General features: G+C 70.3%; 18 protein-coding genes. 10 read left to right on the top strand and 8 right to left on the bottom strand.

The window, feature by feature from the left end; all coding sequences use genetic code 11:
* Positions 1 to 11 precede the first annotated feature (11 nt).
* The 5 genes from eccB to A8713_RS23415 all read left to right on the top strand — a co-directional run bounded on the left by eccB (position 12) and on the right by A8713_RS23415 (position 5,469).
* Positions 12 to 1,535 (top strand): type VII secretion protein EccB, encoded by a 1,524-nt coding sequence (gene eccB, locus A8713_RS23395; protein ID WP_064535556.1) that lies wholly within the window; start codon positions 12 to 14, stop codon positions 1,533 to 1,535.
* A 163-nt stretch (positions 1,536 to 1,698) separates the two neighbouring features.
* Complete coding sequence (mycP, locus tag A8713_RS23400) at positions 1,699 to 2,937, top strand: type VII secretion-associated serine protease mycosin (RefSeq protein ID WP_064535557.1); 1,239 nt, start codon at positions 1,699 to 1,701, stop codon at positions 2,935 to 2,937.
* Positions 2,938 to 3,001: 64 nt separating this feature from the next.
* A complete protein-coding gene (locus A8713_RS23405; RefSeq protein ID WP_064535558.1) occupies positions 3,002 to 4,513 on the top strand; it encodes an outer membrane protein assembly factor BamB family protein in 1,512 nt (503 codons plus the stop codon).
* A gap of 256 nt (positions 4,514 to 4,769) precedes the next feature.
* Positions 4,770 to 5,126: a WXG100 family type VII secretion target gene (locus A8713_RS23410; RefSeq protein WP_064535559.1), complete on the top strand. Its 357-nt coding sequence runs from the start codon at positions 4,770 to 4,772 to the stop codon at positions 5,124 to 5,126.
* Between the two features lie 28 nt (positions 5,127 to 5,154).
* Complete coding sequence (locus A8713_RS23415) at positions 5,155 to 5,469, top strand: WXG100 family type VII secretion target (protein WP_064535560.1); 315 nt, start codon at positions 5,155 to 5,157, stop codon at positions 5,467 to 5,469.
* A gap of 72 nt (positions 5,470 to 5,541) precedes the next feature.
* Here the strand turns inward: A8713_RS23415 and A8713_RS33630 are convergent, their stop codons facing one another.
* From A8713_RS33630 to eccCa, 7 genes are all read right to left on the bottom strand, one after another.
* A complete protein-coding gene (locus tag A8713_RS33630; protein ID WP_159393116.1) occupies positions 5,542 to 6,054 on the bottom strand; it encodes a hypothetical protein in 513 nt (170 codons plus the stop codon).
* A 20-nt stretch (positions 6,055 to 6,074) separates the two neighbouring features.
* On the bottom strand, positions 6,075 to 8,354 hold the full coding sequence (locus A8713_RS23425) for a hypothetical protein (protein WP_064535562.1): 2,280 nt from the start codon (positions 8,352 to 8,354) through the stop codon (positions 6,075 to 6,077).
* Positions 8,355 to 8,395: 41 nt separating this feature from the next.
* On the bottom strand, positions 8,396 to 8,821 hold the full coding sequence (locus A8713_RS23430; protein WP_064535563.1) for a hypothetical protein: 426 nt from the start codon (positions 8,819 to 8,821) through the stop codon (positions 8,396 to 8,398).
* Between the two features lie 93 nt (positions 8,822 to 8,914).
* Entirely contained in the window at positions 8,915 to 10,243 is a 1,329-nt protein-coding gene (mycP, locus tag A8713_RS23435) for a type VII secretion-associated serine protease mycosin (RefSeq protein ID WP_443069743.1), read from the bottom strand.
* Positions 10,244 to 10,339: 96 nt separating this feature from the next.
* Positions 10,340 to 11,881 (bottom strand): hypothetical protein, encoded by a 1,542-nt coding sequence (locus tag A8713_RS23440; protein WP_064537666.1) that lies wholly within the window; start codon positions 11,879 to 11,881, stop codon positions 10,340 to 10,342.
* Positions 11,881 to 12,402, bottom strand: coding sequence for a hypothetical protein (locus tag A8713_RS23445; protein ID WP_064535565.1), 522 nt, complete (start codon positions 12,400 to 12,402; stop codon positions 11,881 to 11,883). Before A8713_RS23445 ends, A8713_RS23440 begins: the two co-directional genes overlap by 1 nt.
* A gap of 91 nt (positions 12,403 to 12,493) precedes the next feature.
* Complete coding sequence (eccCa, locus tag A8713_RS23450) at positions 12,494 to 16,453, bottom strand: type VII secretion protein EccCa (RefSeq protein ID WP_064535566.1); 3,960 nt, start codon at positions 16,451 to 16,453, stop codon at positions 12,494 to 12,496.
* Positions 16,454 to 16,615: 162 nt separating this feature from the next.
* On the opposite strand from eccCa, the gene eccD reads away from it, so the two are divergent.
* Both eccD and A8713_RS23460 read left to right on the top strand, forming a co-directional pair.
* On the top strand, positions 16,616 to 18,094 hold the full coding sequence (gene eccD, locus A8713_RS23455) for a type VII secretion integral membrane protein EccD (protein WP_064537667.1): 1,479 nt from the start codon (positions 16,616 to 16,618) through the stop codon (positions 18,092 to 18,094).
* A gap of 140 nt (positions 18,095 to 18,234) precedes the next feature.
* On the top strand, positions 18,235 to 19,737 hold the full coding sequence (locus A8713_RS23460; RefSeq protein WP_064535567.1) for an outer membrane protein assembly factor BamB family protein: 1,503 nt from the start codon (positions 18,235 to 18,237) through the stop codon (positions 19,735 to 19,737).
* 141 nt (positions 19,738 to 19,878) lie between these two features.
* On the opposite strand, the gene A8713_RS23465 is transcribed toward A8713_RS23460, so the two are convergent.
* Entirely contained in the window at positions 19,879 to 20,172 is a 294-nt protein-coding gene (locus A8713_RS23465; protein ID WP_064535568.1) for a DUF397 domain-containing protein, read from the bottom strand.
* 285 nt (positions 20,173 to 20,457) lie between these two features.
* Here A8713_RS23465 and rpsO point away from each other — a divergent pair, with 285 nt between their 5' ends.
* The 3 genes from rpsO to A8713_RS23480 all read left to right on the top strand — a co-directional run bounded on the left by rpsO (position 20,458) and on the right by A8713_RS23480 (position 24,730).
* A complete protein-coding gene (gene rpsO, locus A8713_RS23470; protein ID WP_004982702.1) occupies positions 20,458 to 20,745 on the top strand; it encodes a 30S ribosomal protein S15 in 288 nt (95 codons plus the stop codon).
* A gap of 365 nt (positions 20,746 to 21,110) precedes the next feature.
* Positions 21,111 to 23,354 carry a polyribonucleotide nucleotidyltransferase gene (locus A8713_RS23475; protein ID WP_064535569.1) on the top strand — a complete coding sequence of 748 codons (2,244 nt, stop codon included), beginning with the start codon at positions 21,111 to 21,113 and terminating at the stop codon, positions 23,352 to 23,354.
* Positions 23,351 to 24,730, top strand: coding sequence for a M16 family metallopeptidase (locus A8713_RS23480; RefSeq protein ID WP_064535570.1), 1,380 nt, complete (start codon positions 23,351 to 23,353; stop codon positions 24,728 to 24,730). The genes A8713_RS23475 and A8713_RS23480 overlap by 4 nt, the downstream gene beginning before the upstream one ends.
* Positions 24,731 to 24,732 lie beyond the last annotated feature (2 nt).

Raw genomic sequence — 24,732 nt, forward strand, 5'->3', positions numbered from 1 at the left:
CACAGGCAGAGATGGCATCACGGCGGGACGAACTCAACGCCTACACCTTCGCGAAGAGGCGCACCCTCGCGGCCTTCCTCCAGCCGTCGCCGTCCGGATCCGAGGAAGGCGCGCCCAGGCCGCTGCGCGCCGTCGTGCCGGGCCTGGTCGCGGGCGCGCTGGCCATGGCGGTCTTCGGCGCCTGGGGCATGTTCCAGCCCACCGCGCCGGCCGGCTGGGACAAGCCCGGCACCCGCGTCATCGTCGGCAAGCAGTCCACGACCCGCTACGTCGTCCTCAGGACCGGCGGCACCACCCGGCTCCACCCGGTGCTGAACCTCGCCTCCGCGCGCCTGCTCATGAACGACGCCGACTACCAGGTCATCCAGGTCGGCGACAAGATCCTGGACTCCGGTAAGCCGCCGCGTGGCCCGATCCTCGGCATCCCCTACGCGCCCGACCGGCTGCCCGCGGCCGACGACGCCGGCCGGGCCAAGCGCTGGGCCGTGTGCGAACAGCCCGGCGGCAAGGGCGAGACGACCCAGCAGGCGACCTTCGTCCTGGCCCCGCGCGACGAGAAGAGGACGGACGACTCCCGCCGCCTCACCGCCGGGGACGTGCTCTACGTCAGGACCCGCACCGGCGAGCGCTACCTCGTCGACGCCCGGGGCACCTCGTACGCGATCACCGGGAGCGAGTCCGACGCGCTGACGACGGCGCTCGTCGGCTCCCGCAAGCCGCAGCTCGTCACCAAGGAGTGGCTGGCCACGCTCCACCCGGGCGACCCCATCGGCTTCCCCCGGCTGCCCGACGGCGTCGGCTCGCCCGCCCATGTGCCCGGCCAGTTGTCCGAGCAGGAGAACAAGGTCGGCACCGTCCTCAGGACGGAGACCGGCGAAGGCACCCGGTACTACGTCGTGCTGCCCGGAAAGGCGCAGCCCGTCAGCGAGTTCACCGCCTGGCTCCTGGTCTCCTCCCCGCAGACGGCCCCGCTGGACATGGACGGCGCTGCGCGTACGGTCGGCCTCCAGGACTTCACCGCCGACCCCGAGACCTTCGCCGGACAGGCGGCCCACTGGCCCCTGCGGCGCGCCCGGCAGGTCAACGACGTCTCCACCGCGTCGGGCCGCGACACCGTGTGCAGCGTGCTGCGCGGCGTCGGCGGCGACAACACGACATCGCTCAGCACCTGGGCGGGCACCGACTACCCGGCCGAGATCACCGCCGACGGCACCGGCACCTACGTCACCCCGGGCACCGGCCTGCTGTACACCCAGCTCCAGGGCACCGAGACCGGCGCCGGAGCGCTCTTCCTGGTCACCGACACCGGCCTGCGGTACGCCGTCCAGGCCAACGGCGACAGCGACAGCCGCAGGTCGGGCATCGGCGCCGACAGCGGCAAGAGCCGGGACGGCACCCCCGAGCCCAGCGAGGCCCAGGTCAAGCTCGGCTACCAGAACGTGCGGCCCGCCAAGGTGCCGGCCGTCTGGTCGGAGTTCCTGGCGAAGGGGCCCCGCCTGGACACCAACAGCGCCCGCCGCCCCCAGGGTTCGTGACCCGCGCTTGGGCGAGGAGCCCGTGGAAGGCTCCTGAGACGCCGGTAGAGCCCGTGGATCGCGCAGAGCCCGCAGACGAATCCCACAGAAGAACGAGTCCCACAGAAGAACGAGTCCCACAGAAGAACGAATCCCGCAGAAGAATGAGGAGTGTGCCGAGCGCGTGCTGCCGACGAAGGCGATCCTGCTGACCGCGGCCGTCCTGCTGACCGGCTCCGGCGCCGCGGCCCCCATGGCCCCGGCGCCCCCCGCGGCCCCCGCGTCCGCCCTCCGTCTGGACGGCAGCGGTGCGTGCACCTTCCCCGCCGAGCAGATCGCGGGCACCCCCTGGTCGCTCCAGCGGGTCCTGCTCGACGAACTGTGGCAGGGCACCGACAAGGGCAAGGGGGTGCGGGTGGCCGTCATCGACACCGGTGTGGACACCGAGAACCCCCAGCTCGCCCCCGCCGTCGACAAGAAGGCGGGGCGCGACTTCCTGACCAAGGGGAAGGGCGGTGACCCCACGAACGACCAGGTCGGCCACGGCACCAAGGTGGCCGGCATCATCGCGGCCCGTCCCCGCAAGGGCACCGGCTTCGTCGGCCTGGCCCCCAACGCCACCGTCATCCCCATCCGCCAGAACGACGCCGAGAACAGCGGCGACTCGGACACCATGGCCGCGGCGATCACCTACGCCGTCGACCGGGGAGCGCAGGTCATCAACATCTCCCAGGACACCACCAAGCCCCTGTCCGGCACCTCCGCCCTCGCCCGCGCCGTACGCGAGGCCATCGGCCACGGTGTCGTCGTGGTCGCCTCCGCGGGCAACGACGGCCTGGACGGCACCGCCAGGAACACCTACCCCGCCGCCTTCGACGGCGTCCTCGCGGTGGCCTCCTCCGACCGCAACAACGAACGGGCCTCCTTCTCGCAGTCCGGCCCCTTCGTGGGCGTCGCCGCCCCCGGGGTCGACATCGTCTCCACCGTGCCCGGCGGCGGCCAGTGCACAGACAACGGCACCAGCTTCTCCGCCCCCTTCGTCGCGGGAGTGGCCGTCCTCCTCAAGGAGAAGCACCCCCACTGGACGAGCGCCCAGATCGTCACCCAGATCGAGCAGACCGCCGAACGCTCCGTCAACGGCCACGACGACTTCGTCGGCTGGGGCATCGTCGACCCCGTACGCGCCGTCCAGGAGTCGGACCTCGCCCACCCGCCCTCGGCCCCCACCCCCGACCCGGGCCCCGCCAAGGCCCCCCTCCCCGACGTGCCCCCCTTCACCCTCGCCGAGACCCCCCACGAACGCGACCGCCGCTACGCCACCTACACCCTCGCCACAGCGGCGATCCTGGTCGCCGCCATCACCGGCACCGCGCTCGTCCTCCGCGACCTGCGCCGCCGCCGCGGCGGGAACGTGCCGCCCTGAAGCGGGACGGGCATCCACCACCGGTCAGCACCTGACCCGACGAACGCCGAACGGACCGCATCTCATGAGCTTCGGGCCTCCGCCGTCCGCCTACACCGCCTCGGCGCTGGGCGCGGAGCGCCGGGCCAGGCGCCGCAGGGCGGGTGTTGCCGCCGCCGTGGCCGTCTCGCCCCTGGCACTGTGCGGCGTGGGGGTGTGGATGTTCTCGACCGGATCCGACGACGCGGCGGCCGGTGAGCACCGTCGGCCGCAGGCGCCCTCGGCGGACGACATCAGGCAGACGGTGGAGAGAACACCGGACACACCGGACGGACAACTGCTGGTCGCGCACAGCGAGAAGGGACTTGCCGGGAACACGGAAAGCAACCCTCGCCTGGCTCCCGGCACATGGGCCACCGGCAAGATCCTGGCCAAGGGAGTCGCCGACAGGATCGTGGGGTACCGGCTGCTGCCCGACTCGGACCAGGAGGCATGGACGCTCGCACTGGACGGTGACATCTGCGCCACGACCGGGCGCATCACGCAGGACGGCCGCACCGCGGTAGCCGTCCAGAAGGGCGGCAGGCACGCCGGCTCCGCCGACGGGACCCGTTGCGACGAGGTCGTCGTCTTCGACGTGGACACCGGCAAGAAGCTCTGGCAACAGCCCCTTCCCGCCAAGGGGGCCGCGGACATCTCCCACACGAACCTCACCTTGGCCAAAGGAGTCGTCGCCGCTGCCTGGGGGCACGGTTCGGTCGCGTACGCCATGCGGGACGGCAGCCGACTCTGGGCGCACGAGGACAGCTCCGGGTGCCGTGAACGAGGCTTCGCGGGCGGGCGCGCCCTGCTGGCGCTCGTCGCCTGCGGCGACTCGGGCGATCCCGCCTACCAGGTGCGCGGCATCGAGCCGCGCACGGGCAGGAGCACCTGGACCTACAAGGTGACCCAGGGCGTCAGGACGGTGTACCTGCCCTCGTCCGATCCACCGGTGCTCGCGGTGGCCGCCGGGGACGCGACGGTGACCCATCTCATCACCCTCGACGGCAGGGGTTCCTACCAGGCCACCGTCCCGCTGGACAGCGGCCTGTACGACCCCGGGTGCGGCCGCAACTACGCGGGCAGCACGTACTTCGGCACCACGGAGGTGTGCGACGGCATGGCTGTGGGAAGGGACCGGATCTTCCTCGCCACCGCGTTCGACGCGAACGCCACCGAGAAGGTGTCCAATTGGATCGTCGCGTTCGATGTGAGGACAGGTAGAACCGCCGGAAAGTACGAGGGGCACACGGCGCAGCCGGTCGTCCCGCTGCGGGCGAGCGGGGACGATCTGCTCCTCTACCGGCGGAGCCTCACCGGGGTCGAGCCCGCGGCCGTGATGAGCTGGAATCCGCGCACCGACACGGCGAAGCCCTTTCTCTTCTTCCACCTTCCCGACCAGGCGGAGGAGGAACTGAGCGATCCGCGCCGGTCGGACATCCTCGTCGAACAAGGCAGGGTCTTCTTCGCGAAGCGCCGACTGGTCGCCGAGCAGGCACACCCCGCCGATCCGGTCCCGGCTGTCGTCGGGGTGGGGAGCGCGGGACTGGGACACTGACGGGGGCGCTCGTCCGACCGGCAAGCCAACTTCACTGCTTACGCTTTGCAGTTGGAAGCGCCTCGTGGAGTGATTAGAGTGACGCCCGGTGCCACGCGAGTGGTACGTCACGGGGGCGGCGCGGTGTGAGCGTCCTGCGTCGCACACGCGGGAGGAGCTGACACCTCTTGCCCACGGGCGGAAGCCTCAGAGACCCCTCTGCAGTCCCCGCCCGGTGGCTGTCGCCACGTTCAGGACAAGAGGAGGGCAAGAGGCGATGGAGAAGCAGCAGCTCGACTACAGCCACGACGATGTCACGCAACTGGCTCGTCACATCGATGAGTTCAACATCGAGCTGAGCAAGCGCATCGGTTCGCTGAACCAGGTCGTCGACATGGTGCAGGCGGGCTGGCAGGGCGCCGCGGGCAAGGAGTTCGACTCGCTCCAGCGAGGGATCAACCAGAACCTGAGGAAGATCCAGGACAACCTCTCCGACCTCGAGGAGATCGTCCGTATGAGTGCCGGCAAGTTCGACGCGCACGAGCAGGAGCGGATCGCCCAGATCCGGAAGGTCGACAACTCCGGAGAGGTCCAGAGCAGGATCCTCGGCCAGGTCGGCGTCAACTACCGCTAACACCGCTGGAAAGGATGAAACGTTGAACATGTCGAGCAGCTTCGACCGGACAGCGGTCAACTACGACACCGTCACCCAGGCCGCCGCCGATGTGCGCACCACGGTCAAGAACCTCAACGAGCACCTCGAGGCGCTGATGCGTGCCGTCAGGCAGCGGTCCGCGGAGTGGCAGGGCGAGGCCAAGACGGCCTTCGAGGCGATCCAGCAGAGCAACAGCCAGGAGATGGCCGCGATGACCGAGAAGCTCGGCCGTGTCGCCATGCTCCTGGACGAGTCGGTCATCGGCTACCAGGACACCGACAAGGGCAACGCGGCCCGCTTCCGGATGCTGATGGGCGGCTGAGCAGCCCTTCCGTACCCCAGCAGGGAGGCGACGCCGTGCGTTGCCTCCCTTTCCGCTTCCTGCCCTCCCGGCTCACTTTGTGCATTCGAATCGCTTGGTCACCTGGGGTACGAAATCATCTAGGAACCGCTGGAGCTTCTTGTAGCCAGCGGCTGTATTTTCGACACGGTCGCCGTACAAATACACTGCGAACGACATATAGGCGGAGCGCTTGGTGCAGAGCGCCTGAACCACGGCGCGGTTACTGCCGATGACCGCGGTACCAGGGAAAGTCACCTCCCGCTCGGCGGCGTACTCGTACGTGTCCGCCACTTTTTTCCAGTCCCTCGGATCGGGCTTCCCGTCCGATCGCAGAGCATTGACGGACAGGACGAGATGGCCGTCCACCTTGAGGGTACAAGCGGATCCCGCTCGGGGGGGATCGAAATCCTCGTGCGTCTGCTTGACTTCTCCGCTTCCCGGCAGGAGCGGAGAAAGGGAAGAATGATCCACCGAGGTCCGGCAGAAATCATCCGGTACGGCAAGCTTGGTGTCGCTGCAGCCCGCTGCTGCTCCCAGCAGCCCCGCGCACACGGCGGCCGCCACTGTAGAACGCAATTTTTTCACTACTGGTCTCCCGCAATACCGTCTGCCATCTTGTTTCCCTGATTGGCGGCCGCAGCGATCTGTTTGTAGATCCCGTCGTCCTGTGAGTATCCGACGTGGTCATGGGCCCAGCCAGAGTTGGTCGCGTACCACTGCTCGGCGATGGCGTTGAGCTGGTGACGGCGGAGCTCGTACGTCGCTTGGTTGTCGCCCGTCAGTTTCGCCGCCTGATCCTGCTGCTCATCCATGATCCATGCGCTGGTGACCACGTCGGCACCGCGCTGTGCGAGATCGCCGTAGATCGGAATGAAATTGAGCAGAGCGCCGGAGCCGTGATAGCTCCACGCCTTGTCCCAGGTGTAGTCGTGCTGGTCGCCCTTGAGGGCGTTGTACCGGGCTTCCTCCATGAAACCGACCGCGTAACCGGCCGAATTGAGCGTGTCTTCCGGTTTACGTGAACTGTTGTGGACGTCATCCATGATGGCGTGGTTCATTCCTTCATGGAGCAGACCGTAGGAACCTTGGCTGCGGGATACCTGTTTCGTGATCTCCATGATCTGGCTGTTGTCGAGGCGAGGCCCTTGATCCGGATCGCGCTTCCCGCTGGGATCGCTCATCGCGACGTACACCTCATGACCGTGATTGGTCAGGATTTTCGCCATGTCGTCGCGCAAGGAAGGCGGCATGTCATCGCCCTGGGCGGACAAAACGTCCAGGGCGTGGACGAAGATCCGGTCGTTGGCCGCCGTGTGCTGTGTCGGCCCCTGCGGACCGGCCGGAGAGGAGGGATCGACGCCGGTGGCCGCCGCCGCGAGCGCGTTGCCCAATCCCTTACGGGTGTCGGTGTCCGCTGTGTCAGGGCCGGCCGTCTCGACCTTCGGATTGTCGAAGTTCGTGGTGTCGACCACATTCCAGTCGCGGCTGCCGTGGCCGTTCCCGAGGAGGTACTCGAAACGCTCCTTTCCTGCGGCGGAATCCGGGTCCAGGTAACCTGCGGCTCCTGCCGGATCGCGTGACATCACGTCGAGCGCGCCGTCGACGGGATCGTTGGCGAACCAGCCGTCGCCACCCTTCTTGCTGAAGTCTCCCTGCAGATCCCAGATGTCGGGATGCTTCTTCTCCATGGCGATCATGTCATCGGTGACGTCCGCGACGAACTGGGGCGAGTAGCCGTGTCCCTGCTGCATCAGTGTGGCCAGGCTCTGATAGCCGCGGATCTGCTGGCCGTGCCCACGGCCTACATCGATCTTGTCGTGCGCCGCCTGGAGGTCGTATTTGTCGTCGCCGCGCTCACGCAGTTCCTGGCGCCATCTGTTGTAGAACTGCGCGTCGCCCGTCTTCGTCCAGGAGTCGAAGGCGTCGCTGTACGCCTTCGTCCCGAACTGCAAAGGCTTGCCGTGGGGATCCTTGAAGTCGGGAACGCGAGTAGCCGTGGCGAGTGCGTCGGATACACCACCGTTGAGCTCCAGGTAGGCCTTCTTGTTCTGTGTGTCGCCGAAGTAGGCCAGATCGTCGGTCCTGTTGGAGAGCTTGAGGGTGTTGTCGGGGCCGAGCGAGTCGAGGAAGGTCTGGCTGAAGACCTTGTCACCGGAGTTGTCGCGCAGCAGACGCTGGTACTCCCTGAGGTCTGCACCGTCCAGCTTGTCGCCGCCCAGAATCTGATCCGCATACGCTTTGGCTTCGCGAGCTTCGTAGATCTCGATGTCACCGACCGCGGAGCCGTTGAAGGAGTCTCCCGCACCGCCGGCCTGGCCGATGGCACGCTCGAACCAGCTCTTGACGCCCGCCGCCTTGTGGAGCGCCAGCTTGACCCCCTGGTCGGCGTCGTCGACGGCCCGTACGGCGTCCTTGATGGCCTTGGTGTAACTCGCCTCGGCCGCTTTGGCCTTGGACACGTATGTGGAGTAGTCCGGATCGTGCCGCATCGGGGTCAGCTTGCCGAAGTCGTAGGCAGCCTCCCCCTTGCTGTCGACGGACATGTCGTTCTTCCTGGCCTCTTCGACCAGGTCCTTGACCTGGCCGCACAGCTCCGAGAACTGCTGGTGGGCGTCGCGCAGGAGTGAGGCGATGGCACGGGCCTCGGTCTGCGCGTCCGCGAACTGCCTGCGGGTCGACGCGAACTGTCCGCCCGCGGCCGCGGCGCTGAGACCCACCCACTCGCCGTCGGTGGCGACGGACTCCACCTGCGCCGCATACAGCCTCTCCAACTCCTCGAAGCCACCGGCCATCTCATCCCAGTCGGTGGCCGCCGTGGTGAGCGTGCCGAGGTTGATGGTGACTACGTCCTGATAGCTGAGCATGCCCGCTCCCCGTCCCCGCACTTTCCTCGTTCAGTTGCGCTCTAGGCTCCCCGCCGCGGGTCGGGACCCGCGCCCAGACCCGCTATCCGGCTCCTGATGCCGTGATCGACGTACTGGAAGTCCCGATGGGTGTCCTCCAGGTCCGACTGGTCCTTCTCCAGCCGCGCCTGAAGGCTCTTGACCTGACGCTCCCATTCCGCGTGCGCGTCCTTGAGGCCGGCACCGGTCTCCCATCCGCTGAACTCCTTGACCGCCGCGGACGACGACTCGTCGGCGTGGACACCGGCCTTCGTCGTTCCCGGCCGGATGTCGTTCTGCAGTGACTGGACAGCGACCTTCTTCCCCGGCTTGTTCAGCCTGAGGTCTGGCCCGCTCCCGGCGCCGCCGGGAGCGACGCCGTCGATCTGTGTGGAGCTCTTGGCGACGGCCTCTGAGCGGGCCGCCGACCATGCGTCGTCGAAGGACATGTGCCTCTCATCTCCGGTGTGGGGCCGATGACAGCCGTGACCGCCCGGATCCCGCCCGGACCGGGGCCGGCGGGTCGATACGGCCCCGCTCGTTCATGGGTGGTGCCCCGGTCGCGGCGCCCCTTCGGGCGGCATCGGGGCCGTATGGCCGGGCGGCGGACCGTAGGGCGGGTACTGCTGGGGCTGCGCGTACGGCTGGTGATACGCGGGTGGGACCGGAGGCGGTACCGGAGTCCGCCGACGGCCGCGTGCACGCAGGACCGCGACGGTGGTGACGCCCCCGAGCAGCACGGCGGCTGCGATGCCCAGACCGATCCAGACAGGGGCGCCGCCGCTCTCGCCGGGCTCGGCCGCAGCGGCCTGGGGAGATGCGTGAGCCTGGTCGGTGCCTGACGCGTCCGGGGACTCGGTCGGCTTCGGGGAAGGAGAGTGCGATGCCGCGGCGGCGAGGTCGGGGAGCGGGTATTCGTCAGGGGGGCCCGGATCGCCTGGGTTCTCGAGGGCGGCGCGTGGGCGGACGATGCCGTAGCCGAAGTCGTCGTTACGGGTCCAGCTCTTCTCGTTGCCCTTCATGGTGTTGATGAGGACGCGCAGCACCTGGTTGTTCGTCCAGTCGGGGTGCGCGGCCCAGATGAGGGCGGCGGAGGCCGAGGCGATGGCGGTGGCGTCGCTGGTGCCCTGGCCCTTGCAGATCTCGGTTCCGTCGAGACAAGCGCGGTACATGTCCACGCCGGGGGCGGTCATGTCGACTTCCGCGCCGTGCTGGGAGAAAGGCGCCCGTCTGATCTTCTCCGTGATCGCGCCGACTCCGACGACACCGGGTGCGGAAGCCGGGTATTCGGGCAGGTTGGCCTTGTCCCCGCTGTTCCCGACGGCCGCGAAGAGCAGTTTCCCCTTGCCGATGGCGTACTTGACCGCTGACTCCAGCTCAGGAGTCCCCACATCGTGCTCACCGCGAGAGTTCGAAGCGCCCAATGACATGTTGATGACCTGAGCGGGACTGTCCGCGGCGTAGCGGATCGCCTGACTGAGGGTGTGGGAGAACACCGCTCTGCTGTCGCCCTGTCCGTAGTCCTCCGTCGCGTAGCGCATCCGGATGGGCAGGATCTTGGCACCGGGTGCGAGCCCGTAGGAGCCGTTCAGGGAACCCCGCGCGCCTGTTGCCGCGATGAGTGCGGCCATGTCGGTGCCATGGGCGCCGATGTCCGTGTGCTCGTCGCCGCGCTGCGACGAGAAGTCCTTGCCTGGCAGCACCTGGCCCTTGAGATCGGCCAAAGAGTCGTCGACACCCGAGTCGATCACGGCGACCGTGATGCCCCGGCCGGTGCTTGTCCTCCACATCTCCTCGGCGTGCATCGCGTCGAGGTGCCACTGGCGTGCCCGGACCGAAGCTGCTTGAGCCGGTGCGGCAGCGATGGCCACGAGGAGCAGGCCGAGGACAACTGATGCTGTCGGCACGCGCCACTGTGTCTGCTTGCCTCTGGTACGCATATGTCTTCCTGGAGTCGGCGGCCCGGGTCAGTCGATCACTGGCGGAAGGGGGCGCTGCCTGTCCCGCGTCCAGGTTTCCTCGTCCTCGGCCAGGTAGTCCGGACGTCGACCGTTCGGCTGCTGCTCCTTGCGCGGCTTCGAGGAACGGCTGCCTGACGTGGTGCCACCCACCGCGGAGCCTCGGGCTGCTTCCGAGGCATTCGCCGACGGACGGACCAGTCCGGACCCACCGGCGGTGAAGGGTCGCCCACTGCCGCGTACCGGCTGGCCGGGGCGGTTACCGATCAGGCCTCCGGTCTCCGAGGCGAGGCGCCGGCCACCCACTGAGCCTGTGCCGGAACGGCCGCTCCCGTCGGCAGGGACGCCCGGGGAGATGCCTCGGCCCATGGGGACGCGCCCCTGAGTGTTCTCCCTGCCGATGACGGTTCCTTGGGGAAGCCTGCTCGCAGAGCGCCCGGCCTCCGGCACAGGACGGCCTCCGACGATGCCGGGCCCCTGCGGTGTCCGAGGGGTGTTCCCGGCCGGCCTGCTGACGAGGGGGCCCTGCGGTGAGCGGCCGGGGGCGGAGGCGCGTGAGGGAGGAACCGGAGCGGGACCGCGCCCGCCACCTGTGAAGGCGGGCGGCAACGGAGGCGGCGTAGCCGTGATCGGCGGGCCCTGATGCGGGACGTTCGTTTCTGCGGTGGCCGGGGGAGCGGGAGGCTGTGTCTGCCGAGGAAGTGTGTCCAGCCCGTCGATGTCCAGGGAGACCGGCTGGTGCTGTTGTCCCAGGTGCTGCTCCGGACCGGAAGGCGATTGACCAGTGACGGCCGATGAGCCCACGGGTGTCATCGGGTGAGGCCCCGCCGCACCGCTTCGGGCTACGTGGTGGCTTGCTGGCAGTGCGGCGCCTGTCTGCTCGGAACTGCCCGACGCATGGGTCTTGTCGCCGCGCCACCAGTCGGGTGAACCGGTGTTCTCGGCCGGCGGCGGAAACGTAGGCGGCTGCACGCCGTTCACCTGCTGGGCCGAGTACTCGTACGTCTGCGCCAGTTTCCGCAGCTGCTGGATGGCCTCGTGGCGTGCCGCGTCGATGCGGTGCTGGGCGGCCGTGGCGTCCGAGCGGGCGGTGCGGGCGGCCTGCTGGGCGTCGGGGTCGTTGTGGACGCCGGGCTGCTGGAGTGCGGTGATGGTCTTGTGGGCGTCGGCGAGGTCCGTCTTGGCGCGTGCCGTCTCCGAGGTGTCGGGCATGGCGGCCTTGGCCTCGGCGATGGCCTGGGACACGGTGCCCATCCAGCGGGACGCCACCTCCGCGTACTGGCCCAGACGGAGCGTCGAACTCGCCGTCTGACCACCCCAGTCGCGGAACGCGTCGCCCCCCTCGCCCTGCCACTCCAGGGACTTGACGTGGTCCATGAGATCGGAGCCGATCTTGGTGATGGTGGACGCCGCCTTGGAGAGCCGGGCGGCGAGGTGGGACGCGCCGGCGGTGGTCGCCGAGTCCAGCAAGGTCGCCAGCTGCTCGTGCGTCATGGACTCGAAGTCCGTGCGCGCCGGTGTCGGCTCGGGGCGCTCGGGCCGTCCGGTCATCACAGACCCTCCTCGTCACCGCTGCCGGCCGGCGCGGCAGACGCCGGGTCATCGGTACGCCGGCTCACGTACGGATCCCGCCCCACCACGTAATACCTCTCCGCCTCCGCGTTGACCGCCCGCATCCGCGCCTTGATGTCCTCGTCGAGGTTCGCGTAGCCCACGCGTGAGGCGTGGACCGCGAGGCCCATACCCTCGATCTGGGCGCTGAGGGCCTTCGAGAGGTTCTCCAGCTCGTCGTGGACGGCCGCGTAGGAGTCGTAGAGGAACTGCGCCTCCTTGAAGTCGGCGGAGCCCAGCTGGGCGCGGGTCAGGCGGTCCTGGCCGACCTTGCCGGGCGCGGCCTCGGACGTGTCCAGCTCCGTGAGCAGCTCGTCCACGCGCTGCTTGAACTTCTTCATGGCGCTGTGCTGGATGTCCAGCGCCAGCTGCGGGTTCACCCCCGCGAGGCTGTCGAACGACGCCCCGGTGTCCGGTGCGTGACGCGCCCCGTCCGGCCTGCCGCCCCCGTGCGAACTCACCTCAGTCGCCTCCCCGTTGTCTCCCCGTGAGCTCCGTTCGGCCGAGCGGAGCGTGTAACCCGGCCTGTCACTCTAGGTCTTCGCGAAAACCCTAGTGGCGTTGCGTGAGCAGGCCCACCTGCATGAGCGACGACCCGCGCTTGCGGGACACGAACACACCGCGGCCCGGCGGCATCGGACGGGCCCGGACGGTGCCGAGGATGTCGCCCTCGCTCGGGTCGCCCGAAAGGACCAGGCCCTGGGCGCCCAGCTCCTTCACGCGCTGCATGAAGGGCTCGTACATGGCCCGCGAGGCACCGGCCGCGCTGCGCGCCACGACGAACTTGACGCCCACGTCCCGCGCGAAGGGCAGGTGCTCCACCAACTGGGCGAGCGGACTGCCGGAGTTGGTGGCCACCAGCTCGTAGTCGTCGACGATGACGAACAGCTGCGGGCCGCTCCACCAGCTGCGGTCGCGCAGCTCCTGCGGGGTGATGTCCGGCTTCGGCGCCCGCATCTCCATGAACTGGCGCACCGCGTCCATGTGGACCTGCATCGCCGACGCCATGGGCGCGTACTCGAGCAGATGCGACTCGGGCACCGCCTCCAGCATGGTGCGCCGGTAGTCGCCGACGACGATGCGGGCCTCGGCGGGCGTGTAGCGCTCGCTGATCTGCCGGGCGATCAGCCGCAGCAGGTTCGTCCTGCCGGACTCGCTCTCGCCGAAGACCAGGAAGAACGGGTCGGTGTCGAGATCGACGAAGACCGGCTCCAGGTTCTCCTCGTCGATGCCGATCGCGATGCCGTGCTGCGGGAACTCGAAGCCCTTGGGCAACTGGTCGGCCGGGAACCTGCGGGGCAGCAGCCGGACCGCCGGGGCCGCGGGACCCTGCCAGCCGTCCCGCACGGACCGGACGAGCCGCGCCGTCGCGTCCGCCAGGTCGTCCGGCGCGGACGAGGAGTCGATCCGCGGCAGGGCCGCCATGAAGTGCAGCTTCTCGGGCACCTGGCCGCGGCCCGGCACACCCGCCGGCACGTTGGCGGCCACCTTGCGGTCGAACTCGGAGTCCATCGCGTCGCCGAGGCACAGTTCGAGCCGGCCGAGGATCTGGTCCTTCAGGGCCGCCCGCACCTCCATGTACCGCGACGCCGTCACCACCACGTGCACGCCGTGGCCCAGGCCCCGCCCCGCGATGTCGTGGACGACGGCCTCCAGACCCTCGTACTCCGACTTGAAGTTGCCCCAGCCGTCGACGACCAGGAAGACGTCGCCCCAGGGCTCGCCGGGCAGTTCGCCCGCCGCGCGCCGCCTGCGGTACGTGCCGATGGAGTCGATGCCGTGCGTCCGGAAGAACTGCTCGCGCCGGTTCAGGACACCGGCCACCTCCGCGACCGTACGGCGCACCCGCTCCGGGTCCAGGCGCGAGGCGACCCCGCCCACATGTGGCAGGTCGCTGAGCGCCATCAGGCCGCCGCCACCGAAGTCCAGGCAGTAGAACTGCACTTCGTGCGGTGTGTGGGTGAGCGCGAACGAGGTGACCAGGGTCCGCAGGACCGTCGACTTGCCCGACTGCGGACCGCCGACGACCATCATGTGCCCGGCCGCGCCGGAGAAGTCCCGGTACAGCACCTCGCGCTTCTGCTCGAACGGCTTGTCGATCAGACCGAGCGGGACGGTGAGGGCGCCAGGACGCGCGGACTCCGCCGCCCGGAAGCCGCGTTCGGCGGACACGGCGAGACCGGGCAGCAACTGGTCCAGCGTCGGCGCGCGGTCCAGCGGCGGCAGCCACACCTGGTGCGCGGGCACCCCCTGGCCCTCCAGCCGCTGCACGATCACGTCCAGGACCGTGTCGGCCAGCGCGTCGTCGTCGGGGCGGGCCGCCGGTGACGGACGCGCCGGTCCGGGCGCCGGGGCGGCCACGGGCACGGCCGGCGCGGTGAACAGCGCGGGGCGGCGCTCGGCCGGCCGGCTGTCGCGGGCGGCGTCCGGCCCGCCCGCGCGGTACGCGCCCGACACATAGGCGGCCTTGAAGCGCACCATCTCGTCCGTGCCGAACTTCAGGTACCCGGAGCCGGGGACGGACGGCAGGTGGTACGCGTCCGGCACCCCCAGCGCCGTACGGGACTCGGCGGCGGAGAACGTCCGCAGACCGATCCGGTACGAGAGATAGGTGTCCAGACCGCGCAGCCGGCCCTCCTCCAGCCGCTGCGAGGCGAGCAGCAGATGCACCCCCAGCGAGCGGCCGATCCGGCCGATCTGGATGAACATGTCGATGAAGTCCGGCTTGGCCGTGAGCAGTTCGCTGAACTCGTCGATGACGAGCACGAGCGAGGCCAGCGGCTCCAGCGGGGCGCCCGCGGCACGCGCCTTCTCGTAGTCGTGGATGTTGGCGTAGTTGCCGGCCGAGCGCAGCAGCTCCTGGCGCCGCTGCAGCTCGCCCCGTATCGCGTCGCCCATGCGGTCGACCAGGGTCAGGTCGTCCGCGAGGTTGGTGATCACGGCGGCGACGTGCGGCATCTGCGACATGCCGGCGAAGGTCGCGCCGCCCTTGAAGTCGGCGAGGACGAAGTTGAGCGTCTCCGAGGAATGCGTGACCGCCAGGCCCAGCACCAGGGTGCGCAGCAGCTCCGACTTGCCGGAGCCGGTCGCGCCGACGCACAGGCCGTGCGGTCCCATGCCTTCCTGCGCGGCCTCCTTGAGGTCCAGCATCACCGGCCGGCCGTCCTCGCCGACACCGATCGGCACCCGCAGCCGCTCCGGTGTCGAACGCGGCCGCCAGGTGCGGGCGACGTCCACCGAGGAGGCGTCGCCGAGCCCCAGCAGCTCGGTGAAGTCCAGGTTGGCCAGCAGGGGTTCGTCGTCGTCCTGGCCGCCCATGCGCAGCGGGGCGAGCTGCCGGGCCAGGGCCTCGGCGGCGGGCAGCGACAGCCCGTCCGGTACGCCCTCGTAGGCGACACCGCCGCCGGAGTCGAGCAACAGCCGCTCCGGGCGCACGACCACCGACAGATCGCCGCGCGGCTGGTCCAGCTCACCGGGAACGACCTCGACGACCGTCACCCCCTGCATCCCCTCCACGGCGGCGAACGCCGAGGCGGGCGGGACCATGCCGCCGTCCAGCACGACCAGCACGTGCGGCCGGTCCAGCAGCGGCCGGCCGTCCCGGGAGAAACGCGGACGTCCCTCCAGGGTGCCCGCCAGCAACCGCTCCAGTTCGCCCAGGTCGTCGCCGAACAGCCGGCGTGTGCCCGCGCCGTCGAACTGGCCCGCCACCTGGCAGTGCGGCAGCCACTTCGTCCAGTCCCAGCGGGGAAGCGCGCCCGGTGACGTCACCACGGCGACCACCAGGTCGTCGGGGGAGTGCAGGGTGACCGCCTGGGCCACCAGCGCGCGGGCCGCCGCCTGCGCGCGCTCCGGCTCGCCGGAGACGGTCACGTGGTAGAAGGCGCGCAGCGACAGCGCCACCGGCAGCCCGTCCAACTGGCCGTGCACGGCGAGGAACCGCTGCATCGCGCCCGCGCACAGCGGCTCCAGTTCGTCCACCGGCGCGGTCTGCGGCGCCACCAGGGGAGTGGCCAGCCGCTGCGGGCCGAGACCGATGCGCACCTGCCCGAAGTCGTCGTCCCCGGACCGGCGTTCCCACACCCGGCTGCCCTCGGCGACGACCGACCACAACTGCTCGGGCGCCGGGTGCAGATACAGCTGCGCGTCCCGCTGGCGCAGTGCGGTCCGGCGCACCGCGCGCCGGGTCTGGGCCAGATAGCGGAGGTAGTCGCGGCGTACGTCGGCCATTTGCCCTTGCGTACCGCGACGGTGCCGGACGATCTGCGAGACCACCATCGCGGCGGTCGACACCAGCATGACCACACCCATGATCCGCATGAACGGATGGGCGTTGGGCGACGCGAAGTAGAACACCACCGACGAGCCCATGCCGAGCGTCGGCAGGACCTGCATCAGCATGCCCTCCTGCTGGCCGCGCGGCAGCTCGGGAGGAGTCTCCAATTGCAGGTCATTCGAGGGCACTTCGGGCGGTAGCGTGCGTGGTGGGCGCTTGATGGCGATCTGGCTCACCGGAGCATCAATCCCTCGATACGGACGAACGGCCGCGCACCGGCACCCCCGTGGCGACGGTCGCCCTTCGCTTTGCGCCGATCCTACTGGCCGGTGCCGACGGAGCGTGCCGGTAGGGTGACGCCCGCAGCGTGCGCATCCGCGAACAGGGGGTCAGTGAAGGTGAGTACGTCCGCGGCGACGGGATTCTGCCGAGTCACCGTCGTGGCACCCGACAGCCGGATCGACGTGGCCCTCCCGGAGGACATCGCCGTCGCCGACATCTACCCGGAGATCCTGCGCCTGACCGGTCAGACCCAGCCCGTGGGCGCCCCCACCGGATACCACCTGGTGCGCCGCGACGGCCGCGTCCTCGACGGCGCCCGCACCCTGGCGGACGAACGGGTCCTGGACGGAGAGGTGCTCGGCCTCAGGCCGTTCGCCGAGTCCCTGCCGCCCGCGGTCCACGACGACGTCTCGGACGCCGTCGCCTCCGCCGTCGTGCGCGACCGGCACCTGTGGAGCGACGACCTGCTGCGGGCCGCCGGACTGGCCGCGGGCGCGCTGCTGTTGCTGCTGTGCGGATTCGTCCTCTGGTACGCCGACCCGGTGCGCCACGACATGCACGGGCTGCCCGGCGTCGTCGCCGGCGCCCTCGGCGTGCTGCTGACCGCCTTCGCCGGCGTACGCGCCCGCGTGTACGCCGACCGGGCCGCAGCGGCCTGCCTGGGCCTCGGCGCCCTGCCGCTGCTGCTGATCGCGGGCTCGGGCATCGTCGGACCCGCCGCCGGACAGGGCCCCGGCAAGCTCCAGTTCCTGCTGGGCTGCGCGACCGTCCTGGTCGCCGCCGTGACCCTGGTCGCCCTCACCCCCGGCGGGGACGCGCCCTTCGTCGCCGCCGCCTGCGCGGCACTGGCCGGCACCCTGGCCACCTTCGCCGCCGTCCTCGCCGACGCCTCGGCCACCGCGACCGCCGCCGGCTGCGCCCCCGTCGCCGTCGGCCTGGTCGCCTTCCTGCCGGGGCTCTCCAGCCGCTTCGCCCGGCTGCCGATCGGCTACGCCTCGCCGCGTTCGGCCGCGCAGGACGACTTCGGCCCCGGCCCCGCACACGGCTCGGACGGCCCGGACACCGGTCCGCTCGACGCCGAGCACATCGCGGCCCAGGCCCGGCGCGGCCACGAGATGCTGCTCGGACTGGTCGGCGGCACCGCGGCGGTCGTGGTCGCCTCCGCCGCGGTCCTGGGCTTCTCCGACGACGTGTGGGCCCAGCTCCTCGCCCTGGCGACGGGCCTGGCCATGCTGCTGCGCGCACGGCTGTTCCGCTACACCTCCCAGGTGTCCTGCGTCCTGGTCGCGGGCCTGGCCGCCGTCGCCCTGCTGCTGCTCGGCCTCGCCCTGCACCCGCCCGCCGAGGCACTGCGCGACTTCGCGCTGCACGGCGACCGCGGCGCCCTCGACCTGCGCACCCTCTGGCTCACCGCCGCCGTCGCCGCGGGAGCCCTCCTGGTCACCGCGATCGGCCTGATCGTCCCGCGCAGCGGACTCAGCCCCTTCTGGGGCCGCTTCATGGAGATCGCCGAGGGCTTCGTCCTGCTGACCCTGGTACCGCTGGCCCTCGCCGTGCTCGGTGTGTACACCGCCGCGCGCTCGATGACCGGCTGACCCGACCGCACGACCGCACGACCGCACGGCGGTGCGGCACGCGCGCGTGCCGCACCGCAGACCCCTGCCCGGACCGCCTGCGACGCTTGTCCGGCGTACGACGGCCCCGGGTGACGACCCGCACGAAGGGATTCCCTCGCGTGAGCTTCGGCCCGCCCCCCTCTCCCTACACCCAGTCCGCGCTCGCCGCGGACCGCACCCGCAGACGCCGCCGCATACGCGTGCTGGGCGGACTGGCCGTCGTGGTGGCCGCCGCCGTCGGTGTGGGCGGCTGGATCCTGTCGTCCGCGGGGGACGACAGGCCCGCGGCCGCCCCCCGTCCGTCGGCCGCGCCGCAGAGCCCCGACGACATCCGCGAACTGACGGAGAAGACCCCGGCCACCCCCGAGGGCAAGCTGCTGGTCGAGTACCGGGAGGGGGACCTCGCCAAGACCGTCAAGGGCGACCCCCGGTACGCGCCGGGCACCTGGGCCACCGAGAAGGTGCTCGCCAAGGGCATAGGCAACCGGATCGAGGGCCTGACCACCGCCGCCACGGGCGACGAGAAGGCGTGGACCCTCAAGCTCGACGGCCCCCTGTGCGCCACCAGCAAGCACATCACCGCCGACGGACGCACGGCGGTCGTCGTCCAGCCCGTGCGGTCCGACTCCTCCGAGAAGTCGGGCGTCTGCGACCAGGTGGTGTTCTTCGACGTGAACACCGGCAAGAAGCTGTGGCAGGTGACGATGCCCTCGGCCGACAGGGCCTTCGTCACCAACACCAACCTGACCATGACCAAGGGCGTGGTGGCCGTCGCCTGGGGCCAGGGTTCGGTGGCCTACGACATGAAGAACGGCAAGCAGCTCTGGAACAGCACGACCGTCTCCGCCTGCGAGGACAGCGGCTTCGCCGGCGGGCGGGCACTGCTCGTCCTGGAGAAGTGCGGCCGCGAGTCCTCCGAGCCCACCTACCGGGTCGAGAAGCTGGAGCCGCGCACCGGCAAGCCCCTGTGGACGTACAAGGTGGCCGGCGGGGTCGAGGACGTCTTCCTGCCCTCGTCCGACCCGGCGGTGCTCGCGGTCGCGGCCGGCGACACCTCGGTGACCGACCTGATCACCCTCGACGGCACCGGCAGGCGCCTGGCCACCGTCTCCATGACCGGCTACGAACCCAAGTGCGGCGAACGCGATTTCGGCGCGGGCTACTTCGGCAAGGTGGAGTACTGCGACGGCGTCGTCGTGGGGCGCGACCACCTGTACGTCGTCAGCAAGGAGACCACCGAACTGCGCCAGGCGGCCAACTGGATCGTGGCCTTCGACGTCCGCACCGGCAAGGCGGGCCGCAAGCTGGACGCGCGCCCCTCGCAGCCGATGGCCCCGCTCCAGATGAGCGGGGACGACCTGCTGGTCTTCCGGCGCAGCTACTCCACGATCGAGCCCTCCTCGGTGATCCGCTGGAACCCGGCCACCGGCAAGGAGACGCCGTTCCTGTACTTCGGCCTCCCCGACGAGGACGGCGGTCTCGCCGACATCGAGCGGTCGGACATCCTCGTGGGGCAGGGCCGGGTCTACTTCGCCCAGCGCGAGCTGACCGCCGACGAGAAGCACCCGAAGTACCCGGTGACGGCCGTCGTCGGCATCGGCAGCGCGGGCGCCCCGGACTGACGGACACGGCTCCGGCCACCGCGGCTCCGGGCACCGAGGCGGTGCCCCGCGGGCGGTGAACGGCTGACGGGCGGCACGCGCACGCGTGCCGCCCGTCAGCCGTTCACCGCCCGTCACCCGCACGGGGTGCGCGACGGCTCCTCACTGCGCGTCGAGGCCGCCGTTGCGCTCGGTCGGCTCCAGGTCGAACTCGCCGTCCCGGGCACCCAGCACGAACGCCCGCCACTCCGCCTCCGTGTAGCGCAGCACGGTGCCGTGGTCGAGGGAGGACCGCATGGCCACCGCGCCGTCGGGAAGATAGGCGATCTCCACGCGCTCCTCGTGCTCCTCCGTACCCGGTGCGCAATGCCACTCCACGCCCGAGATGTCGAGCGCGTACAGTTCGTCGCGCTCGCGCTCCTTGCGTGCCTTGATCTCCGCTGCCGTCTCCGCCATCTCGCGGCGACCCCTTCCGACGTAGCCCTACGGTGCCAGCGACTCACCCTAGTGGCCGCGGGCGCGCGCCGCGGGACGCTCCGCGAACCCGGGGAGGGACGGCCTCCGCCGCCTGGTAACCTGAGTGACGGCCGTTTGTGTACGCACCCCCGGCGCCGCCGCAGGCATCCCTGCACAGGCCCTGGAGACCGCGCCCAGCGGACCCCGCCTCCCGAGTAACGGAAGCTCCCCGGAGACACAGACCTGGGGCACTCGGTGGCCGCTCACAGACCATGAGGAGTACGCGTGTCGCTCGACGCCGCCACGAAGAAGCAGATCATCTCCGAGTTCGGTACCAAGGAGGGCGACACCGGCTCCCCCGAGGTCCAGGTCGCTCTGCTGTCCCGTCGGATCTCCGACCTGACCGAGCACCTCAAGACCCACAAGCACGACCACCACTCCCGTCGTGGCCTGCTGATCCTGGTCGGTCAGCGCCGCCGGCTGCTGCAGTACCTGGCGAAGAAGGACATCCAGCGCTTCCGTGCGCTGGTCGACCGCCTCGGCATCCGCCGCGGTGCGGCGGGCGCCAAGTAGGACGCCGTGAAGGGAGCGGTTCCCGGTGAGGATCGGGGACCGCTCCCTTTGCCGTACGTGCGGAAACGTGCGGAGTGTCACTCACGCTTTGTAGTGTGGTAGCACGACGCGGGCCGCAGCACACGGACCGCGGCACAGACGGTACGTACCAGCACGAGACGGTACGTACCAGACAGTACGAAACACGCAACGAGGAGGAGCGCATCCCGCCGCCGCCGGTCCTCGGTAGTGGCCCCCGGGCGTACGAGCCCCGGGAGCTTCGATCGAAGACCGGCCCGCACCAGACGGAGCGCTTCTCCGCCACCGTCCCCCCGCCACACGGGCGGAGTGGGACGAAAGACGACAAGTAAACGGAGAAAACGCTGGTGGAGAACGAGACCCACTACGCCGAAGCCGTCATCGACAACGGTTCCTTCGGCACCCGCACCATCCGCTTCGAGACGGGCCGCCTGGCCAAGCAGGCCGCCGGTTCCGCCGTGGCGTACCTGGACGACGACACCATGGTGCTGTCGGCCACCACCGCCTCGAAGAACCCCAAGGACCAGCTCGACTTCTTCCCCCTCACGGTGGACGTCGAGGAGCGGATGTACGCGGCCGGCAAGATCCCCGGCAGCTTCTTCCGCCGGGAGGGCCGCCCCTCCGAGGACGCGATCCTCACCTGCCGCCTGATCGACCGCCCGCTGCGCCCGTCCTTCCGCAAGGGCCTGCGCAACGAGATCCAGGTCGTCTGCACCGTCATGGCGCTCAACCCCGACCACCTGTACGACGTCGTGGCGATCAACGCCGCCTCCGCGTCCACGCAGCTGGCCGGTCTGCCCTTCTCCGGCCCGATCGGCGGCGTCCGCGTCGCGCTGATCAACGGCCAGTGGGTCGCGTTCCCGACCCACACCGAGCTGGAGGACGCCGTCTTCGACATGGTCGTCGCCGGCCGTGTCCTGGAGGACGGCGACGTCGCGATCATGATGGTCGAGGCCGAGGCCACCGAGAAGACCATCCAGCTGGTCAAGGGCGGCTCCGAGGCCCCCACCGAGGAGGTCGTCGCCGCCGGTCTCGAGGCCGCGAAGCCCTTCATCAAGGTGCTGTGCAAGGCCCAGTCCGACCTCGCCGCCAAGGCCGCCAAGCCGACCGGCGAGTTCCCGATCTTCCTCGACTACCAGGACGACGTCCTGGAGGCGCTGACCGCCGCGGTCCGCCCCGAGCTGGCCCAGGCGCTCACCATCGCCGGCAAGCAGGAGCGCGAGGCCGAGCTGGACCGCGTCAAGGGTCTGGCCGCCGAGAAGCTGCTGCCCGAGTTCGAGGGCCGCGAGAAGGAGATCTCCGCCGCGTACCGCTCGCTGACCAAGACCCTGGTCCGCGAGCGCGTCATCAAGGAGAAGAAGCGCATCGACGGCCGCGGCGTCACGGACATCCGTACGCTGGCCGCCGAGGTCGAGGCCATCCCGCGGGTGCACGGCTCCGCGCTGTTCGAGCGTGGCGAGACCCAGATCCTGGGCGTCACCACCCTCAACATGCTCCGCATGGAGCAGCAGCTGGACACCCTCTCCCCGGTGACCCGCAAGCGCTACATGCACAACTACAACTTCCCGCCGTACTCCACCGGTGAGACCGGCCGCGTGGGCTCGCCCAAGCGCCGCGAGATCGGCCACGGCGCCCTCGCCGAGCGCGCGCTCGTGCCGGTGCTGCCCACCCGCGAGGAGTTCCCCTACGCGATCCGCCAGGTGTCCGAGGCCCTCGGCTCCAACGGCTCGACGTCCATGGGCTCGGTCTGCGCCTCCACCATGTCCCTGCTGAACGCCGGTGTGCCCCTCAAGGCCCCGGTCGCCGGCATCGCCATGGGCCTGATCTCCCAGGAGATCGAGGGCGAGACGCACTACGTCACCCTCACCGACATCCTCGGTGCGGAGGACGCCTTCGGCGACATGGACTTCAAGGTCGCCGGCACCAAGGAGTTCGTCACCGCCCTCCAGCTCGACACCAAGCTGGACGGCATCCCGGCCTCCGTCCTGGCCGCCGCCCTCAAGCAGGCCCGTGACGCGCGCCTCCACATCCTCGACGTGATGATGGAAGCGATCGACACGCCGGACGAGATGTCCCCCAACGCGCCGCGGATCATCACCGTGAAGATCCCGGTCGACAAGATCGGCGAGGTCATCGGCCCCAAGGGCAAGATGATCAACCAGATCCAGGAGGACACCGGCGCCGAGATCACCATCGAGGACGACGGCACCATCTACATCGGTGCCGCCGACGGCCCGGCCGCCGAGGCCGCCCGCACCACGATCAACAGCATCGCCAACCCGACGATGCCCGAGGTCGGCGAGCGCTACCTGGGCACGGTCGTGAAGACGACCACCTTCGGCGCCTTCGTCTCGCTGATGCCCGGCAAGGACGGACTGCTGCACATCTCGCAGATCCGCAAGCTGGCCGGCGGCAAGCGCGTGGAGAACGTCGAGGACGTCCTCGGCGTGGGCCAGAAGGTCCAGGTCGAGATCGCCGAGATCGACTCCCGCGGCAAGCTCTCCCTGATCCCCGTGATCGAGGGCGAAGAGACCGCGTCCGACAGCGGCTCCGCCGCGGGCTCGGAGCAGAAGGACGACGCCGCCAAGTGACGTCCCGTGGCTTCAAGGCGACGGCCCGCACCTCCTCGGAGGCGCGGGCCGTCGCCCGTACCCAAACCCTGATCAAGGGCACCGCCGGCATCGGCACCGTCCGCAGGACCACCCTCCCCGGCGGCCTGCGCGTCGTCACCGAGACCCTGCCCTCCGTGCGCTCGGCCACCTTCGGCATCTGGGCGCACGTCGGCTCCCGCGACGAGACCCCCTCGCTGAACGGCGCCACCCACTACCTGGAGCACCTGCTCTTCAAGGGCACCGACCGCCGCTCCGCCCTGGACATCTCCGCCGCCCTCGACGCCGTCGGCGGCGAGATGAACGCGTTCACGGCGAAGGAGTACACGTGCTACTACGCACGCGTGCTCGACACCGACCTGCCGCTCGCCATCGACGTGGTCTGCGACATGCTCACCGGTTCGCTGATCCGCGAGGAGGACGTCGACGTCGAACGCGGCGCCATCCTCGAAGAGATCGCCATGACCGAGGACGACCCCGGCGACTGCGTGCACGACCTGTTCGCGCACACCATGTTCGGCGACAACCCGCTGGGCCGCCCGGTCCTCGGCACCGTCGACACGGTCAACGCCCTCACCGCCGACCGCATCCGCCGCTTCTACAAGAAGCACTACGACCCGACCCACCTCGTGGTCGCCTGCGCCGGCAACGTCGACCACGCCAAGGTCGTACGCCAGGTCCGCGCCGCCTTCGAGAAGGCCGGCGCCCTCGCGAACACCGGGGCCGAGCCGATCGCCCCGCGCGACGGCCGCCGCGCGCTGCGCACCGCGGGCCGCGTCGCACTCCAGAACAGGAAGACGGAACAGGCCCACGTGGTGCTCGGCATGCCGGGCCTGGCCCGCACCGACGAGCGCCGCTGGGCCCTCGGCGTCCTCAACACCGCCCTCGGCGGCGGCATGTCCTCCCGCCTCTTCCAGGAGGTCCGCGAGAAGCGCGGCCTGGCCTACAGCGTGTACTCCTACACCTCGGGCTTCGCCGACTGCGGCCTCTTCGGCGTCTACGCCGGCTGCCGGCCCAGCCAGGTGCACGACGTGCTGCGCATCTGCCGCGACGAGCTCGACCACGTCGCCGAGCACGGCCTGTCCGACGACGAGATCGACCGCGCCATCGGCCAGCTCCGGGGCTCCACCGTCCTCGGCCTCGAGGACACCGGCGCGCTGATGAACCGCATCGGCAAGAGCGAGCTGTGCTGGGGCGAGCACCTCTCCGTCGACGACATGCTGGCCAGGATGGCCGCGGTCACCCCCGAGGAGGTCCGCGAGGTCGCCCGCGACATCCTGGGACAGCGCCCGTCCCTGTCGGTCATCGGCCCGCTCAAGGACAAGCAGGCCGCCCGCCTGCACGACGCGGTCGCCTGACG

The organism is Streptomyces sp. SAT1, from assembly GCF_001654495.1.
Classification (GTDB): Bacteria; Actinomycetota; Actinomycetes; order Streptomycetales; family Streptomycetaceae; genus Streptomyces; species Streptomyces andamanensis.